This window comes from Nonomuraea fuscirosea, assembly GCF_003001935.1.
Lineage (GTDB): Bacteria > Actinomycetota > Actinomycetes > Streptosporangiales > Streptosporangiaceae > Nonomuraea > Nonomuraea fuscirosea.
In genome coordinates this window covers 297,342-313,960 of the sequence record NZ_PVNG01000008.1, presented here as the reverse complement: position 1 = coordinate 313,960, position 16,619 = coordinate 297,342, and the positions used below count along the sequence as shown (strand labels likewise).

The following is a 16,619-nucleotide window of genomic DNA, read 5'->3' as shown; positions in this document are numbered from 1 at the left end:
TAAACCTCTCCGAATGCGGTTACATTCTTCAGGGAAATTATGAAACGGCTAAAGCGATTTTCGTGGGAGTATCCTCGCCGTTGCCGCCGGCAGTTCCTAAAATGGTGGCATCTGCGATGATCCCGTTGACGAGAGTTCCCGGCCGGGAATTTATCTGGGCGTCGCCACGGACGAGCTGATGAATGGCGCACCAGGTGTTTCGATTCATGTAGTAGCCGTCGGTACCGTCCTGTGCGCTGGTTCTGGCTCGCTGCTCGTTCCTCCAGCACTCCTGCACACGGGAGTCGTCATCCGCGAGAGCAGCGGCAGGCGCGGGAGCGATGCCGCGAGGGCCGTTCGATGTCTTGTCGGCAGTGGCGCCTTGCTCAAGATCGACAGCTAGACCAGCCCAAGGCGACCACGCACCGTTATCGCCTGCCCTCGCCCTCCGTCTCACTTTCTCGCCGTCCTGCAACAGTCCCTTGGGGACCTGCAGTGTCACCTGAGAATCGTTGGTGTGGGTGCCGAATATCGGGTCACAGGGTTTGATCTGGGGTTTTGCCGCGTTCGCCGGCTCACCTCCGGCAGGATCGCTGGATGGCTCTGCGGCTGCTCTACTTGATCGTCTTACGCGTATTCGGCTGGATCGCGCTGCTCGCCCGATCACAGGCGTCCAAAGACGTAGAGATTCTGGTACTACGGCATTACGGCATCAACTGGCTGTGCTCCGCCGCCAGGTCGCCGTGCCCCGGCCGTCGTGGGCGGACCGGGCGATCCTCTCCGCCCTCGCGCGACTCCTGCCCCGACACCGCCGATGCCACCTATTCGTCACCCCGCGCACGCTCCTGCGCTGGCACGCCGATCTGGTGAAGCGACGCTGGACCTACCCCAAGCACGGGCCGGGACGGCCACCGATCCGCCCAACCATTCGCGCCCTGGTACTACGCCTGGCCGCCGAAAATCCGGACTGGGGGTATCGGCGCATCGCCGGGCAGATCGCCGGCCTGGGCCGGAAGGTGTCCCCGGCCACCGTGTGGGCAATCTTGAAGAGGGCCGGCGTCGATCCAGCGCCCCGGCGCAGCGGTCCGACCTGGGCGCAGTTCCTCAAGGCTCAGGCGTCCGGGATCCTTGCCTGCGACTTCTTCAGCGTGGAGACGGTCATGCTCACACGTTTGTACTGCTTCGCTGTGGTCGAGCACGCCAGCCGACGAGTGCACGTGCTGGGGGTCACGGCGAACCCCACCGCCGGCTGGGTCGCCCAGCAAGCCCGCACCTGATGCTCGACCTGGGCAATCGAATCGGCGACTTCCGGGTCTTGATCAGAGACCGGGACACGAAGTACACCGCTCTGTTCCATGAGGTGTTCACGACCGAGGGCATCCGCGTGGTACTCACCGCGCCCCAGGCTCCTCGGATGAACTCGATCATGGAACGGTGGGTCGGCAGCGTACGGCGCGAGCTGCTCGACCGGATCCTCATCCTGAACGAACGCCACCTGCGCAAGGTTCTTGCCGGGTACGAGACCCACTTCAATGGACATCGTCCGCACCGGGCCTTGCAGCAGGCCAGCCCGCTACGTGCGCTACCCGATCCAGTCGACGCCGACATCAAGGTCACCCGACAAGACCGGCTCGGTGGCCTCCTCCACGAGTACGCGCAGGTCGCGTGAGGAGACCCAATATTCGGCACCCACAGCCGGTAGGGCGCCCTTCTGCCTGTCGTCGTAGATCGAGCTGGAGGAGAGGTGCGCGGTGCAGAACGTTCGGTCGGCCGTGCAGATCGCGTACCTGTGGGTGCCCCACGGCGGCGAGGTCAGCGCGTGCACCTCGAAGCGGGCGTCCGACTCAGCCACGGCCATAATGATGCTCCACACCCCGGCCGGTGCGTGTCTTCAGTTCGCGCTCCAGGTTGGCATCCTCACCCGTGCAGTACTCCTGCAGCAAGATCACGTCCGCTTTGGTCGCCAACACGGCGATGTGCCAGGCCAACTCGGCGGTGGTGCGCCGGAACAGGGGCAGCTCGCGTACGTGCTGGCGCAGGCGTTCCACTTCATCACGTGGACCACTGGAGCCTGCGCGGGCACGTTGAGGGGACAACAGGCCAGCGATCACGAGAAACCTGGTCATCACCGCGCGAATCTCAGGGATTCCCAAAGTCCTGCGTCGAACGGGGCGTGAGAGATCCTGGACGCCGATCACGCACACAGGTGCGCGAGCGGTGGTGAGGGAGCGTGGGTGGCTGTGAGCACGAATGAAGGCACCCTCTTCAACCGCAGGGCGGCTTCGGCGCCGCTGGTGTTCGTGGCCGGGGCCGCAGTCGGCGTGCTGGGCGGGATGATCGGCCTGGGCGGCGCGGAGTTCCGGCTGCCGGTGCTGATCGGCCTGGTTGGCTTCGCGGCCTTGGCTGCGGTCATCTTGCTCTTCGAAGTCAGCGGGGTTGACAGGAGCGTCTGTCGCGAGGTTGGCATCCAGGCGCGAGAAAGTCACTTGCGAATGTTCACGCATGCTCCGGGCTTCATCACCCCATTGACTGAAACCGCACCGCATACGCGACCTTCTCGCATGTTTGCCTTATAAGTCTGCTGGTGCCCCTTGAAGCCGTAGCAGCCATCGTGGGTCGCGCTCACGCTTTGCGAGTATTTCGCGCCCTTTAGGTCGAAGAACGTGATGTAGAGCCTGACGTTGCAGGGATATCCTAATTGTGCATGAATATAGACTGACGCGTAGTTAACGTAGGTTCCCTTGCCTCTGACATCGATGCATACGCTGTCCGTCTTCCAGGATCCGAGTTGGGTGCAGCCAGTGGCGTTGGCTTGTGCAGTGGTGGCCGGAGCGACGACGCCGGCTAGTGCCACGGCCGCCACGGTTAAGATCTTGAAGCTGTTTCGCATGGAGTCGCTCCTTACATTGCGTAGCCCACTCTGTTCTTGATCATTTGACAATGCTCACGCAGGCTCCGAGCTTCATCGCCCCGTTGATGGAAACCGCAGCGCAAACGCGGCCGACCCGCATGGTGGCGTAGTAGCTCTGCGTGTGGAAGCGCGCGCTTTGGCACTTGCTGTCGGACGCGCTGATGCTTTGCGAGTACTTCGTTTGCTTCAGATCGAAGAACGTGATGTACAGCTTGGTATTGCAGGGCTTTCCGATGGGTGCGAGAAGCTTGGCCGTCGCTGTCTTCACGTACTGGCCTTTACCTACGACCGCGATGCACACCGAGTCCGTAATCCAGGATCCGAGCTGAGTGCAGCCGTTGGCGTCGGCATGGGCGGCGGTGGTCGGCGCGATGACGGCGGCTAATGCCACGACCGCCACGGTTAAGAGCTTGGGAAAGTTTCGCATCGAGTCCCCTTACGTGGTCCCGTTCTGTCCTGCGATCGCCCAAATTGGAGGATTCATCGCTGAGCTTAGGAGGCCCCGGTATGTCTCCGGTATGGGCCGGCATAGGCTGGATATGTCGGCTCTTCGAAGTTAAGCGGGGTTGAGCCATCCGCGAAATCGTCGGGTGGTCGCGTAGGCGTCTCGAGCGATGGTCTTGATCACGCAGTTGGTGCCCTCGGCCGGCGTTGGTGATCCCGACCTCGAACTCCCCCTCGCCCTGACCTCCGGCGCCCGCCGTCTCTCGCGACGGCGGGCGCCGAGCGGTCGGGATCAGACGACGCCGCTTTGCCCGACGCAGCTCGTGACACCGTTCCTACCTGCCAGCTTTACGAAGACCCGATGCGCCATCGGCCGGGTCGCCGAGATCGCCCTGCTGCCGGAGTTGCCCGTGATCACGGTCGCCAGGAACTCGGCGTCCGGAAGGCCGCCGCGGTCCTGGACGAGGCTGACCTTGACCGTGGTGGGGCCTCCGGAGGCCGTCCAGTGGACACGGCTGAAGCGGTGCCCAAACGTCGTGTTGATGTAGGTGACGATCACCTTCAGCCTGTAGGACCCCTTCGAACAGGTCGCGACGAGGGCTTCGGCTGCCGACGTGGTCACCGACGCCGCCGGCGTGGACGCCGAGGCGAACGCGGTCACCGACGCCGACGCGGGCGCGCCCATCATGGCCACGGCCCCCATGGCCCCGACGACGAGCGCGGCACGCATGCTCTTCATATGGTTCCCTCCGTTGATTTCCCGTCTAGGTGAGACCATACGGAGACGCGGTATGGCGGAGGTATGTCGCCCTTACCGCCGGATCCCGTACCGAATCTCTCTGCGGGCCGAATACATCCGCGACCGCACCCTGGAAGGCCACGAATCCGCCCGCGCCCGCGGCACGGCCATCGGAGGCGCCTGCACCGCTTCAAAACTCATGCACATAGTCTGAGCTGGTGTTTCTTCCCATCAATTAGGCCGCTCGGCGGTACTCGTTGATCGCTCCGCTGAGCACCTTACGCTGCTGAATCGGCCCCTCCTTCGGCACGACGATTCCCTCGTCTTGATCGGGTGGGAATTGCTGGCGGGACTGGTGCGGACGGTGCGAGTTGTAGTGCTCAGTGTATTCGGGGAGAAATGATCGCAGGTGGCGTTCATCGTAGATGAGCATGCGGTCGGTGCATTCGGCTCGGACGGTGCGCACCCAGCGTTCGGCGTAGCAATTGGCTCGGGGCGTCTGCGGTGGCGTCTTCATCACCTTGACACCCTCGCCGGTAAAGATCTCGTCGAAGGCGGCGGTGAACCTGGCGTCCCGGTCACGAATGAGGAACGAGTCGGCCTTCTGCCCGAGGTTCATGACAGATTACGGGCTTGGTGAGTGGTCCATACGCCGGTGGGGTTGGCAGTCACGTCCAGGACGTGCACGCGGCGTGTTTCCACCTCCATCACGAACAACACGTACAGGCGTTTTAAGAAGATCGTATCGACGTGAAAGAAGTCGCAGGCCAACAACCCCTTCGCTTGCAGGCGTAGAAATGTCCACCAGGAGGTGTCGAAGCTTCGAGGAGCCGGACCGTGTCGGCGCGAACGCAGGATGCGTCTCACGGTCGCTTCACTGGCTCTGCCAAGATTCCCGTGGTAACGCTCAGTTTCTAGCAATGGTGAGAAGTATTCGTTTGCGGTGCAGGGCGAGACCGGCTCGCCCGTACATCTGCCGTTTCAGTGATTTAACCTTGTTGATCACGCCTTCGGTGGGGCCGTTGCTGTAGGGCAGCGTGAGTCCGGCGACGACGGCGTCGTGGTCGATAAGCAGTCCTTCGGCGAAGGAGCGCAGGGGTCGAAGCTCGCTGGCGCGGACTTCGTTGATCCACTCGTCGAGCCGGTGTCCCTGGCGCTGGGTGAGCAGGTCGGCGAAGGTGCGTACGTGCTCGGTGGCCTGCTTCAACTCCAGGCAGCCGTCCAGCACTTCCTGCAGCCGGACCGCGCGGCCAGCGCTGAGGTGGGCCGGGTCGGTCATGATCCAGATGGCGACCCGGCGGGCCGAGGGCGGCGGCTGGGCGGCTTCGGCGCGTCCTTGGCCCAGGTAGCGATACAGCAGCGTGGAGCCGCCCTGATACCCCATCGACTTGATCTCCTTCAGCAGAGTCTGCACGGGCACGCCGGGTTCGGCGGCCCGGCGGCTGCGCAGGTGGTCGCGAAACGGGTCGACCAGCGTGGTATCCCGTTTCGCGCCGCCGATCAACTGCTCGAACCGTGGGGCGCGGGCATACTTCTTGACGGTGTTCAAGGCGAGGTTGAGCCGGCGGTCAAGCCGCCAAGGATGCCGCTGGGCGCCGCCAGCGTCACCATGATCAAAATGCTCGTTACATGCTCTTCGGCCCGCGATACGCCCCAACATCAGGCGGCATTCTTGGACATTTTGAGACCCGACATTTGTAGCCGGAGTGACACAATTCAGCGCACCGAGGCATGGGTTGACATAAACTCTCGCGACTCTTAATCCGTAGGTTCCGGGTTCGAGCCCCGGGCGCCCTACCCACAATGACCTGGGCGGACTCCCTGATCTCCATGATCTGGAAGCCCGCCCAGTTGCATTTTCAGTTGCAGTTAGCACCAGAACGCGCGGCCCATGCGAGCTGCTGCCTCGGTCGAAAGTGTCGCTGTGATGTGGGTTAGCGCTTGGTCGTGGTCAGTTGTGAGTGGCCGAGAATCTCCTGAACGACGCTGATGCCCACGCCCTGCTCGATGAGAAGCGTCGCGGCCGTGTGCCGGGCGTCGTGGACACGGGCGTCCTTGTCGGCCTCGGCCACGCGGAGGAGTTTTCCATTCATCCCAGTCCTGACCGGCGTCTATGGGGCGTCCGTCCGGGTGGCACCAGACGCCTGCCAGCGCTCCCCCGCCGCTTCCTTCTCGGCCTCTTGGGCTTGTTGGTGGAGCTTGAGCTTACGGCCGGAAGTGCGCTTGGCCTTGGGACAGTCCTTCAGGCACGCCACACCGCCGCACAGAGGCAGCCCTACGATCGCCACTGCATGGCTGGACGCCGTACGTTGGGGGCGGGCGATCGACGATCCAGGGTTCGTTCCTCACCATGGCTCACTGGAGAGCGTGGCTGGTCGGCGCATGTGGTTCGGGACCGGCATCCCCGGTTGTGGCCGCCAACACCGCGCGCCCGTTCAGGGGACGGCTGAGCCGTACGGCTGCCTGTCTGCCATACCCCACCATTGGGCAGATCCTTCCCCGCTCGTGAGGGTGCCCCTCTATCACGATCAGGGCCGCATGCTCGGATTCGACGGCTCGGGCGGTGTAAGCCGCGCCACATGGACCAGTGATCGGTGCCCCGACGAACTCGGCGGTGAGTGTCCTTCCGTCAGGATGAACAGTGACGCCCTCTACAAGAACGAGATCGAGCGTGGGAGCGTAGCTGCTTTCCGAAGGGCGTGTAGGTGTAGCGCTGAGGCCATCACTGGCGAGGGCCTGCTCATAGCGATCAAGAGCCTGGCGTACATGCCGATCAAGCTGGCGCTGGTCATCGGTCGCGAACCACCACCACAGCACCGCCAAGCTGCAGTTTGGGTTGCAATACGACGCCGTTCAGAGCTGTTGCTCAGGGGCGGGTCTGCCGGTGTCGGTGGGCCAGGAAGAGCCAGGCCGCGAGGGCGGCGAGCGCCGCGAGGACGATGACGCCGATCCGCAGTACGCTCCCCATCGCGCCGTCCCCGTCCGTCTTACCCGCCGCGCCCGCCGCGGCCTCGTGCAGGTGGGCGGGTGCGGACGCCTGGCCAGGAGCGGGGGCGGCCGTCGTACCCGGTGCGGGAGAGGTGGTCGGGCCCGGCGCGGGAGCGGTCGGGCCCGGTGCGGCCGTCGCCGCCACCGGCGCGGCGACCACGCCTGCCTTCACCTTCACCGTCTTCTTCGCCTTGGCCGGCTCGGTCGCCCGCACCGTCACCCGCCACTCGCCGCTGGGCAGCGGCTCGGCGGAGCGGTAGAGGTTCTGGCCCTCGCCGGCCGACCGGAGCGGGACCGGGCCGAAGGCACGGCCGTCGGACGAGGTGGCGGTCAGCGTCGCCGCGACGATCTCGGTGACGGGATGGCCGTCCTTCTTGTACGTCACGAGCACGTTGACGTTGTCGGCCCCGTCACCCGTCACCTCCAGCTTGATCGGCCCGCCGTGCGCGTGGGCGGCCGGTGCGCCGAGCACCAGCCCGGCCCAGGACAGCAGGACGGTCAGGACGTAGGCCGATGCCTTCTTCACGGAACATGGCTCCCTTGCGATTCGATGCCGGCGCCCGGGCCGGTTGAGGTTCGATGCCGGCGCCCGGGCCGGTTGAGGTTCGATGCCGGCGTCCGGGCCGGTTGACGGCCGCCACCTCTGAGGGCGGGTGACGAGACTCACGTCTCCTGCGGCCTGCCCTCACGGGCGAGCCTGATCAGTTCTTCGATGCGCCTGCGGCGCCGGGCGGCGTTCAGCCGGAGGGCGAAGAAGGCGAGGACGAGCAGGACGGCGAGGCCGAGCTGCGGCCACGGCAGCGCCCAGACCGTGGTGGCGACCGCCACCTGCCGCACGGCGACGTCCGGCACCGCCGCACCGGCGAGGGAGGGGACCGCCACGACCGTCGTACGGACCGGCCCCAGCGGCCAGGCCCCCGCCACCCGCGCGACGTACGTACGGCTGCCGCCCGGCATGAGCTCCCTGGCCCTGGCCGCGGACGGGTCGCTCCAGGAGTTCTCGGTGAACAGCGTGGACGACACCACCCGGTTGTCACTGACGAGCCGGATGTTTCCGGCGTTGGCCACCGTGTACGTCACCTCGACCGTCCCAGGGACGAAGGGATTCCACGAGCCCGTGTACTCCGCCCGCACCCCGCTGACGGCCACCTTGGCGACGTATTCGCCGGTGACCCGGATGTTCAGGCGGACGCCCACCCGGTTCTGGACCCGTACCTGCCCGGAGACCGTCTCCAGGGACGCGGTCACTCCGGCGGGATGGTCGCCCGGCGTCGCGTTGCCGGGGATCGACACCGTCACCGGCACGACGGAGGTGGCGCCGGCGGCGACGGTCACCTTCTCGGGCACCGTGATCCACGAGCCGCCGTCCACCGGCGCGACGTCCGACGGCCGCATGTCGAAGTAGCCCTTGGAGGTCAGGTAGCCGTCGTTGGCGTCGATCCCGAACTCGACCGGCTCGGTGGAGCGGTTGATGACCGCGACGTGCTCGACCGCCTGCCCACCACCGGGGAGTTCGAGGTCGATGACGCTGCGGCCGTCGGGCCCGCCCGCGTTGGCCGGCACGACCGACCAGGTGGTGTCGGCGTGCGACGGGGCCGCCGGCCCCACCAGGACGGCGGCCGGCAGGGCGGCGAGGACGGCGAGGACGGCGAGGCGGGCGAGGACGCCCCGCGCACGGCTGATGGTCAACAGAGGATGTCTCCAGTCTCGTCGTCGTGGCCGCCCGGAACCCCGCAGGGTCCCGGGCGGCGATGGCGTCCCGCGCCCCGGAAGATGGCTCAGGACTGGTTGAACAGGGAGAGCGTCAGCGTCGAGTGGTACTCGCCGGCGGCGACGTCGGTGGACGTGCGCAACGCCAGGTCGGCGTTCACCTCCCAGGTGCCGATCTCGTCGGCGGAGTTCGCCGTGGACACCAGCAGCTCCTGGCCCTGCAGGCCGACGGTGGGCGCTCCCGAGCCGTCGGAGATGACGCTGGAGACGGGCTCGCCGGCCGCGACCGCGCCGGTCGAGGAGTCGCTCAGCAGCCGCGGCCGCCAGCCCAGGTACTGCGGGCCGATGGGCGGCGCGGAGCCGTCCGTCGCGGTGAACTCGCCGGCCTGGCCCACGACCGCCCAGAAGTCACCGTCGGGGATCTCCCCGGGATCGCGGGTGTCGGTCACCGTGACCGTCGGCAGGGTGCCGACGAACTGGCGGGCGGCGGCGTCGGAGCCGCTCTCCTGCAGGGCCACCCCGCCGTTGTCGGCGACGGTCATGGACACCTGGCCGGTGGTGGTGCCCGGCTCGATGGTCACCGACACGTCGATGCCGTCCTCGGGATCGTCCTCGGCCACGGCGGGACCGGCCAGGCCGGCGCCGGCGAGCGCGACACCCACCACCGCGGCGGCGAGCAGCCGCGCGGCCTTGTTGATTCTCATGTGATCGCTCCATCTATGAGTGGGCGGGGCCGGCCGGCCCAGCGGCCGGCCCCGGGGGTTCTGTCTCAGCCGCAGTCGAGCGCCGGGTACGCGGCGTCGTACGACGAGGTGACCTCCTGGCCGCCGATCGTCGCCGTCCCCTTCACGGTCACCGTGCCGGCGTCGATCTGCCCGGCCCGGCTGTTGAAGGACTGGTACGCCTGCTTGCCCGGGGCCACGCCGGCCACGGTCTTCGTGCCGTACGGCGTGGTCAGCGTCACCGTCGCCGCCGTCTCGGAGGTGTTGACGGCGGTGACAGCCACGTACGCCGAGGTGCCGACGCAGCGGGACGCGGCGGAGACCGCCAGCTCGACCTGCGCCGCCCCGGTCAGGCGGAAGAAGTCGAACGTGACCGTCTTCGAGGCCGTCTGGTTGGTGCCGATGGTGTAGACGCCGACCTTCGCGTCTTCGGCCACGGCGCTGTTCTCCACCGGAGCGGACAGGTCCGTCCAGGTCTGGCCGTCGGAGGAGTAGGAGCCGGTGAAGGTGTCGCCCTCCTTCTTCAGCCGCAGGTGCCACTCGCCGCCGGTGAGGTTGTTCGCCTGCGGTTGCGGGCTCTGCACAGTGCCGCCGACCTCGCTGCGCAGCTCGATGGCCCGCGCCACCGTGGCTCCCGGCGAGTTGGTGGTGAGGAAGTCGAGCTTCACGTAGTCGTCGTCGCCGGTGTAGACCATCAGGCCGCCCTGCTGGTACTGCTCGTTGAGCGCCGAGGCGTCCAGCTTGGTCTCCAGCGTCCAGTCGCCGTCCGGGGCCGGTTGCAGGATGAGGTTCTTCGGGCCGGTGTTGGTGGTCCCGTAGATGTCACCCGTCGTGGTGTCCAGCTCCAGCTTGCCGCCGCTCACCCGCGCGGCGGTGGCGTCGGGGCGCACGACCGCGCTCCAGCGGCACGTGTCGAGCGCGGTGCCGTCGAACTCGTCGTCCGGGGCGGGCGCGGTCGCCGTGTCGTCCGGCGTGATGTGGAACCAGTCGAAGGCCGCGTCCACCACCGGGTGGTTGGCCCCGGCGAGCGAGATCAGGCCGATCTTCGGGCTGGTGATCCCGGTGAGCGACTTGGTCTGCGGCATCGCGGTGAACGTGCTGCCGTCGGAGGAGTAGTGGGCGGTGATGGTGCTGCCGTCGCTGACGAACCGCACGTACACGGTGTCGGGGTAGGCGTCGCCGAGGGAGGCCGTGTTGCTCTCCGACACCTCGTTGGGGGCGGCGTTCTCCTCCCTGATGAACTGGAAGATGCGGCTGGCGTGGTCGGGACCCGAGGTCGAGCGCGCCTGCAGCACCATCTTGGCGTAGTTGTCGTCGTCGCCGTAGATGACCAGGCCCGCCTGCTGGTACGCGTCCCGCGCGTCCAGCGTGAGCTTGGCCGTGGCCGTCCAGGCGCCCGAGGGGGCCGGCTGCAGCACGATGTTCGGCGTGTTGCCGCCCGTGCTGTAGATGTCGGTGGTCGAGGTCGGGATCACCAGCTTGCCGTCCTCGACCTTGAGGTCCTGGTTCTCCCGGACGACGGACCAGCGGTCACGGTCGAGCTGGTCGCCGAGGAAGTCGTCGGACCGGCCGGTGAAGCACACCGTGGCCTGGGCGTCCACCTTGACCTGGACCTGCGCGGTGGCCGAGGCGCCCTTGTCGTCGGTGACGGTCACCACGGCGGTGTAGGTGCCCGGCGCGGTGTAGGTGTGGCTCGCCTCGGCGGTGGTGGGCTCGGGTGCGCCGGCCACGCCGAAGTTCCACTTGTAGGTGAGCGGGTCGTCCTCGGGGTCGGTGGCCGTCGCCGTGAAGGCCACCTGGAGCGGGGCGACGCCCGTCACCGGGGTGGCCGTCGCGGTCACCACCGGGTGCTGGTTGTCGGTCGCGCCCTTGCCGACGAAGTCGACCCAGTTGACGTTGATCAGGTAGGCGTCGTCGGCCGCGTTCGTGGGCTTGCGTACGACGAAGTACAGCGGCCCGCTCGCCGACGGCGGTTCCGTCAGGTCGAGAGTGACGTCGGTGAACGTCTGCCAGCCGCCGGTGGGCGGCACCTCGACCGAGCCGACCAGCGTGCCGGTCTCGGGGTCGCCCGCCCGGATCTGCACGGTCCCGCCGGGGCCGCCGGAGGAGGCGCGCAGCCGGATCGCGGTCAGGTTCGACAGGTTCGCCGGGTCGAAGGACCACCAGTCGCCGTCCTGGATGAACGCGATGTGCTCGTTGCCGCCCTGAGTGTCGCTGGTCGTCTCCGCCGCGACGCCCGCGGCGTCGGTGCCGGTGCCGCCGCTCACCCGGCCGGTCCGCGAGAAGTGCTCGGCCTGCTTGCGCTTGGGCTCCAGCAGGACCTCGCCCCGCCCGGTCAGCGACTTGGCGCCGTTGGCGCCGTCGTCGGCGTAGCTGGCCTCGATGACGTAGAAGAGGTTGTCATACTCGCCGTGGCCGGCCTGCTGGGTCTGCAGCACGCCTTCACAGCCCTTGTGCTGGTCGAGCGGGTGGCCGTGGCTGTCGTGGCCGAGGATCGCCTGGATCTGCACCCGGTCGCAGTCGATCGTGCCGTCCTCGGGGTCGGTGACGGTGACCTCGAACTTCACCTGGTCGCCGAACTCGAAGAAGGAGCCGTTCGGCGGCAGGTCCACCGAGACGGTGGGGCGGGTGTTGCCCGCGCTGATCGCCACGCTCGCGGTGCCGGTCCTGCCGTCGGGGTTGGTGATGGTCAGGACGGCGTTGTAGTCGCCGCCCTCCTCGTAGGTGAAGGACGGGTTCGGGTCGGTGGAGTCGGTCTCGCCGTCGCCGTCGAGGTCCCAGGCGTAGGTGATCGGCTTGCCGTCCGGGTCCCTGCTGCCCTCGCTGGAGAACGTGACGGCCAGCGGCAGCGGCCCGTCCGTCTTGTCCGCGGTGGCGCGGGCGATCAGCGGGCGGGTGCCCTTGGTGTACTCGATGCGGTAGATGCCGGAGTCGGCGTTGTCGCCGCCGAAGCCGGAGCCCCATTCGATCACGTAGAGCGCGCCGTCGGGGCCGAACTTCATGTCCATCGGCTTCTTGAACGACAACGTGCCGAGGATCGGGTTCATCTCGACGAGTTCGGTGCCGTCCTCGTCGAGCTGGAACGACCAGATCTTGTCGTTGTTCCACTCGCCGAACATGGCCTTGCCGTCCCAGTACGCCGGCCACTTGACGTCCGACTGCAGGTCGGGGTCGTCACGGTAGACCGGGCCGCCCATGGGGGCGCCGCCCCTCAGCTCCGGGAAGTGCTGCGGGTCGGCCGCGTAGTGGTACCAGACCGTCGCGGGGATGACCGGCGGCAGGCTGGTCAGGCCGTCGTTGTTCGGCGAGTCGTTGACCGGCGCCGCGCAGTTGAACGCCGACCCCGACTGCCTCGTGGCGAAGTTGAAGTCGATGTACGGGGTGTTGTCGCCGACGCAGTACGGCCAGCCGTAGTTGCCCGGCTCGGACACGATGTTCCACTCGACGGTGTTCTGTGGACCGCGGGTGGCGCTGGCGGAGTTGGCGTCGGGGCCGTACTCGCCGAGCATGATGTGACCCGTCTTGCGGTCGAGACCTATGCGGAACGGGTTGCGGAAGCCCATGCCGTAGATCTCCGGCTTGGTCTTCGCCGTGCCCGCTGCGAACAGGTTGCCCGACGGGATCGTGTAGGTGCCGTCGTCCTCGGGGTGGATGCGCAGCAGCTTGCCGCTCAGGCTGTTGGTGTTGCCCGCGCTGCGCTGGGCGTCCCAGCTCGACCGGCCCGACTGCTCGTCGATCGGCGTGTAGCCGTCGGAGGCGAACGGGTTGGTGTTGTCGCCGGTGCCCAGCCAGAGGTCGCCGGTCTTCGGGTCGATCACCATGCCGCCGCCGTGGTGGCAGCACTCGGCCCGCTGGACCGGGACGTCGAGGATCTTCTTCTCGCTCGCCAGGTCCAGGGTGTCGCCGGTGACGGTGAAGCGGCTCAGCCGGTCGACGTTCGTCCCGGTGGGCGAGTAGTACAGGTACACCCAGTGGTTGGTGTCGAAGCCGGGGTCGAGCGCGAGGCCGAGCAGGCCGCTCTCGTTGGCGGTGAAGACGTCCAGATCGGCCGCCGTCACGGTGCCGCCGGCCGGCTTGATGATCTTGACCTCGCCGAGGCGGTCGATGTAGAAGACCCGGCCGTCCTTCGCGACGTCCACCATCATCGGGTTGGAGGTGTCGTCGTCGAGGGTGACCTTCTCGAAGCTGGAGCTCTGCGAGGCCGAGCAGTCGGCCTTGACGACGCCCGCGGCGGTCTGGATGCCGCCGAGCAGCAGCTTCAGGAAGTTCGGCTCGCTGTAGTTCTCCTTCATGTGGCCGAGCCCGGTGTACCACGAACGGCCGCCGTCGAAGTCCTGGCACCACGTGTTCGGGTGGTCGGCGCCCATCGTGGCGCCGGTGTAGGAGGTCTCGTCCATCGACGTCAGCACGTGGACCGTCTGGCGCGGGTTCGCCTGGTAGTCGTACCACTCGTCGGTACGGGTCCAGGTCGTCGGCAGGTCCTTGGTGGACGGGTGCGCCGGGTCCTCGACCTTGACCGTGGCCTGCTGGATCGCCGGGTGGCTCTTGAAGTACGCGCCGACCAGCTTGCCGTACCACTCCCAGGTGTAGCCGCTGTCGGCGGCCGCGTGGACGCCGACGAAGCCACCGCCGTTCTGGATGTAGCGCTGGAAGGCGTCCTTCTGGTCCTGCGTGCTCAGCGGGTCACCGGTCGTGGACATGAAGATCACGGCCTTGTACTGGGCCAGGTTCTGGTCCGTGAACAGGGCGCTGTCCTCGGTCGTGTCGACCGCGAAGTCGTTGTCCTGGCCGAGTCGCTGCACGGCCGCGATGCCTTCGGGGATGGAGTCGTGCCGGAAACCGGTCGTCTTGGAGAAGACGAGGACCTTGTAGGCGGGCTCGGCCGCCGTGGCGGCCTCGGCGCTCGCGGGCGCCGCGAGGATCGGGACGAGAGGGACGGCGAGGGGGGCGACGAGGGCGGATAAGGCCATCGTCGTCACGGCTCGGCGCCTGAGGCGCCGTCCGCGTAACGACAGGGCCGCACGGAGCAGCCTGGCCCACGTGCGATGACGTGGTGACATGGAAAACCCTTCCTGACCGGGGGGACGTCAGGCAAGGCGCGCGCCGCCGCGCTGTTGCCACTTCGTGGAGCGGATCTTGCGGGGTGCTGGAGGGTGCCGTCTCCAGGTCTGCGGGGCCGTCAGACGGGTGCCGGCCGGGGTGGCGTGCCGATGATCGCCGTCGGGTCGTCGATGACGTCGCTGACCACCATGCTGGCGGCGCCCCGGGAGGCGGCGCCGAAGCCGAGCGTGGAGGCGACCAGGCGGCACCGGGCGGCGGGCCCCGCCACCACGAGCCGGTCCAGCTGGTCCTGCGCGTGCGGCAGCAGCCACCGGGCCAGCGAGGCGAAGTAGCCGCCGATGACGATCACGCGCGGGTTGAACAGGTTGGCCAGGATCGAGCCGCCGAGCCCGAGCCACTCGCCGACCTGCGCCACCGCCGCCGTCATCCGCGGGTCGCCCGCGGCCAGGCCGCCGGCGATGTCGCTCACCCGTTCGCCGGGGTCGGGCACCGGCCTGCCGGGCAGCCCGTACGCCTGCTCGGGCATCGCCGCGCGGACGAGCGCGGCCAGGCCGACCTTGGTCTCCCAGCATCCGGCACGGCCGCACCCGCACTGGGTGCCGTGGGGGTCCACCTGGAGGTGCCCGACCTCGCCGGAGAAGCCGTCCGCGCCGCGCAGCAGCCGGCCGTCCAGGATGATGCCGCCGCCGACCCCGACCTCGCCGGTGAGGTACACCAGGTAGGGCGTGCCGGCCGCGACGCCGGAGGTGTACTCGGCCAGGGCGGCGAGGTTCGCGTCGTTGTCCACCCGTACCGGCAGGCGCAGCGGGCCGAGCACGGAGGTCAGCCGCTCGGCCAGGGGCAGCTCGTGCCAGGACAGGTTGGGGGCGAGCGTCACGACGCCGCGGGTGACGTCCACGAGCCCGGGGACGGCGACCGCGATGCCGGCGGGGGTCGCTCCGGCCCGCCGCATGGCCTCGACGGCCTGCCCTGCCACGGCCGCGAGCCGCCGCACGGAGCCGTCCGGGCCGCTGCCCACGGCGTCGTGCACGATCCGGCGTTCGACCAGGACCCGGCCGCTGAGGTCGGTGCCGTGGACCGCGATGTAGTCGACGTTGATCTCCATGCCGAGCGCGCCGACGTGCGCGCCGTGCAAGGCCACCGCGCGCCTGGGGCGGCCGACGGAGCCGGCGTGCCTGACGCCGACCTCGCGTACGAGACGCCGTTCCAGCAGCTCGGCCATCAGGTTGGAGACGGTGGCGCGGTGCAGCCCGGTCGTCTCGGCGATGTCGGCGCGGGACAGGACCCTGTGGTCGCGCAGCTCGCGCAGCACGAGCGAGAGGTTCGCCCGGCGCAGCGCGGCAGGTCCCGCCGGTGGAGCGCCGCCCGGGGCGCGATTGGGCGGCTTGTACGACATGCGCACCACCTACCGCTTTGTTTATCTCTGAGATCAATTAATCGGGTTGTAACACGCGGATGTCCGACCGTGAACCCCTTCGTCGCGTAACGAGTTGGCATCGCTGATGTCTGCGCATTTCAGCGATCGTTTCGGCGTTTGTTACCGGAACGTGACCTAAAGTGCAAACGTTTTAACCCTTGTGTCGGCGAAAGTCCCCTCTTTTAATGCGGCTAGCCACCTGACTTGATCGAGGAGGAGCGTGGACCACATTCGTACCGACGGTCACGCCGCCGACTCGGCGAGTGATGGCGGGTCCACCTGAGCCCTCAGGACCCGTCCCCGAGATTCGCACCCCGTCCCTGAGCCCCCCGCCCGCCTGATCGACCGGTTCCACGTCGCCGCGGCCATGGCGCCTGCCCTCGATCGGCCGGAGAAACGCCGCGTCCCTACCCTCCCGCGCCCCTTTTCCCCCATGACTCCCGCCCGCCTGAACGGCCGGACGAAGCCGCACCGGCACCGTTGACGCCGACCTCGGTGCCGCCGCGGTGGTGCCAACCGGCACGCCAGGCGGGCGGGCACACGCTGCTGTGCGCTCTGTACCGGCCGGGGAGGGCCGCATCCTGGAGGCGGTGCCAACGGCCGGCGGGCACCGGACTTCGTGGAGTGGCGTGACGTGCGCGGCGGGGG

General features: G+C 68.0%; 16 protein-coding genes. 2 read left to right on the top strand and 14 right to left on the bottom strand.

The window, feature by feature from the left end; all coding sequences use genetic code 11:
• Positions 1 to 37 precede the first annotated feature (37 nt).
• Positions 38 to 481 (bottom strand): hypothetical protein, encoded by a 444-nt coding sequence (locus B0I32_RS56560; protein ID WP_146178246.1) that lies wholly within the window; start codon positions 479 to 481, stop codon positions 38 to 40.
• Between the two features lie 220 nt (positions 482 to 701).
• Between B0I32_RS56560 and B0I32_RS58865 the strand changes: the two genes are divergently transcribed.
• Together B0I32_RS58865 and B0I32_RS58860 are read left to right on the top strand one after the other, a co-directional pair.
• On the top strand, positions 702 to 1,256 hold the full coding sequence (locus B0I32_RS58865; RefSeq protein ID WP_219911912.1) for a helix-turn-helix domain-containing protein: 555 nt from the start codon (positions 702 to 704) through the stop codon (positions 1,254 to 1,256).
• Complete coding sequence (locus B0I32_RS58860; protein ID WP_219911911.1) at positions 1,256 to 1,648, top strand: integrase core domain-containing protein; 393 nt, start codon at positions 1,256 to 1,258, stop codon at positions 1,646 to 1,648. The genes B0I32_RS58865 and B0I32_RS58860 overlap by 1 nt, the downstream gene beginning before the upstream one ends.
• A gap of 175 nt (positions 1,649 to 1,823) precedes the next feature.
• On the opposite strand, the gene B0I32_RS57775 is transcribed toward B0I32_RS58860, so the two are convergent.
• The 13 genes from B0I32_RS57775 to B0I32_RS20585 form a co-directional block, all read right to left on the bottom strand.
• Entirely contained in the window at positions 1,824 to 2,483 is a 660-nt protein-coding gene (locus tag B0I32_RS57775; protein ID WP_181307594.1) for a hypothetical protein, read from the bottom strand.
• A complete protein-coding gene (locus tag B0I32_RS57770) occupies positions 2,462 to 2,869 on the bottom strand; it encodes a hypothetical protein (RefSeq protein ID WP_181307592.1) in 408 nt (135 codons plus the stop codon). Before B0I32_RS57770 ends, B0I32_RS57775 begins: the two co-directional genes overlap by 22 nt.
• 40 nt (positions 2,870 to 2,909) lie before the next feature.
• Positions 2,910 to 3,317, bottom strand: coding sequence for a hypothetical protein (locus B0I32_RS20630; RefSeq protein WP_106241691.1), 408 nt, complete (start codon positions 3,315 to 3,317; stop codon positions 2,910 to 2,912).
• 309 nt (positions 3,318 to 3,626) lie between these two features.
• Positions 3,627 to 4,064, bottom strand: a complete 438-nt coding sequence (locus B0I32_RS20625; protein WP_146178243.1) for a hypothetical protein — start codon at positions 4,062 to 4,064, stop codon at positions 3,627 to 3,629.
• Between the two features lie 244 nt (positions 4,065 to 4,308).
• On the bottom strand, positions 4,309 to 4,692 hold the full coding sequence (locus tag B0I32_RS20620) for an integrase core domain-containing protein (protein WP_106241686.1): 384 nt from the start codon (positions 4,690 to 4,692) through the stop codon (positions 4,309 to 4,311).
• Positions 4,689 to 4,940 (bottom strand): hypothetical protein, encoded by a 252-nt coding sequence (locus B0I32_RS56555; RefSeq protein ID WP_146178242.1) that lies wholly within the window; start codon positions 4,938 to 4,940, stop codon positions 4,689 to 4,691. Before B0I32_RS56555 ends, B0I32_RS20620 begins: the two co-directional genes overlap by 4 nt.
• Before the next feature lie 40 nt (positions 4,941 to 4,980).
• Entirely contained in the window at positions 4,981 to 5,733 is a 753-nt protein-coding gene (locus B0I32_RS20615) for a transposase (RefSeq protein ID WP_106241684.1), read from the bottom strand.
• Between the two features lie 274 nt (positions 5,734 to 6,007).
• On the bottom strand, positions 6,008 to 6,145 hold the full coding sequence (locus B0I32_RS20610; protein WP_245955930.1) for a tyrosine-type recombinase/integrase: 138 nt from the start codon (positions 6,143 to 6,145) through the stop codon (positions 6,008 to 6,010).
• Between the two features lie 794 nt (positions 6,146 to 6,939).
• Entirely contained in the window at positions 6,940 to 7,587 is a 648-nt protein-coding gene (locus tag B0I32_RS20605; protein WP_106241680.1) for a hypothetical protein, read from the bottom strand.
• 137 nt (positions 7,588 to 7,724) lie between these two features.
• Positions 7,725 to 8,750 carry a COG1470 family protein gene (locus B0I32_RS20600; RefSeq protein ID WP_106241678.1) on the bottom strand — a complete coding sequence of 342 codons (1,026 nt, stop codon included), beginning with the start codon at positions 8,748 to 8,750 and terminating at the stop codon, positions 7,725 to 7,727.
• Between the two features lie 89 nt (positions 8,751 to 8,839).
• A complete protein-coding gene (locus B0I32_RS20595) occupies positions 8,840 to 9,475 on the bottom strand; it encodes a hypothetical protein (RefSeq protein ID WP_106241675.1) in 636 nt (211 codons plus the stop codon).
• Positions 9,476 to 9,540: 65 nt separating this feature from the next.
• Positions 9,541 to 14,463 carry a ThuA domain-containing protein gene (locus B0I32_RS20590; RefSeq protein ID WP_245955942.1) on the bottom strand — a complete coding sequence of 1,641 codons (4,923 nt, stop codon included), beginning with the start codon at positions 14,461 to 14,463 and terminating at the stop codon, positions 9,541 to 9,543.
• A gap of 209 nt (positions 14,464 to 14,672) precedes the next feature.
• Positions 14,673 to 15,950 (bottom strand): ROK family transcriptional regulator, encoded by a 1,278-nt coding sequence (locus B0I32_RS20585; RefSeq protein ID WP_106241671.1) that lies wholly within the window; start codon positions 15,948 to 15,950, stop codon positions 14,673 to 14,675.
• Positions 15,951 to 16,619 lie beyond the last annotated feature (669 nt).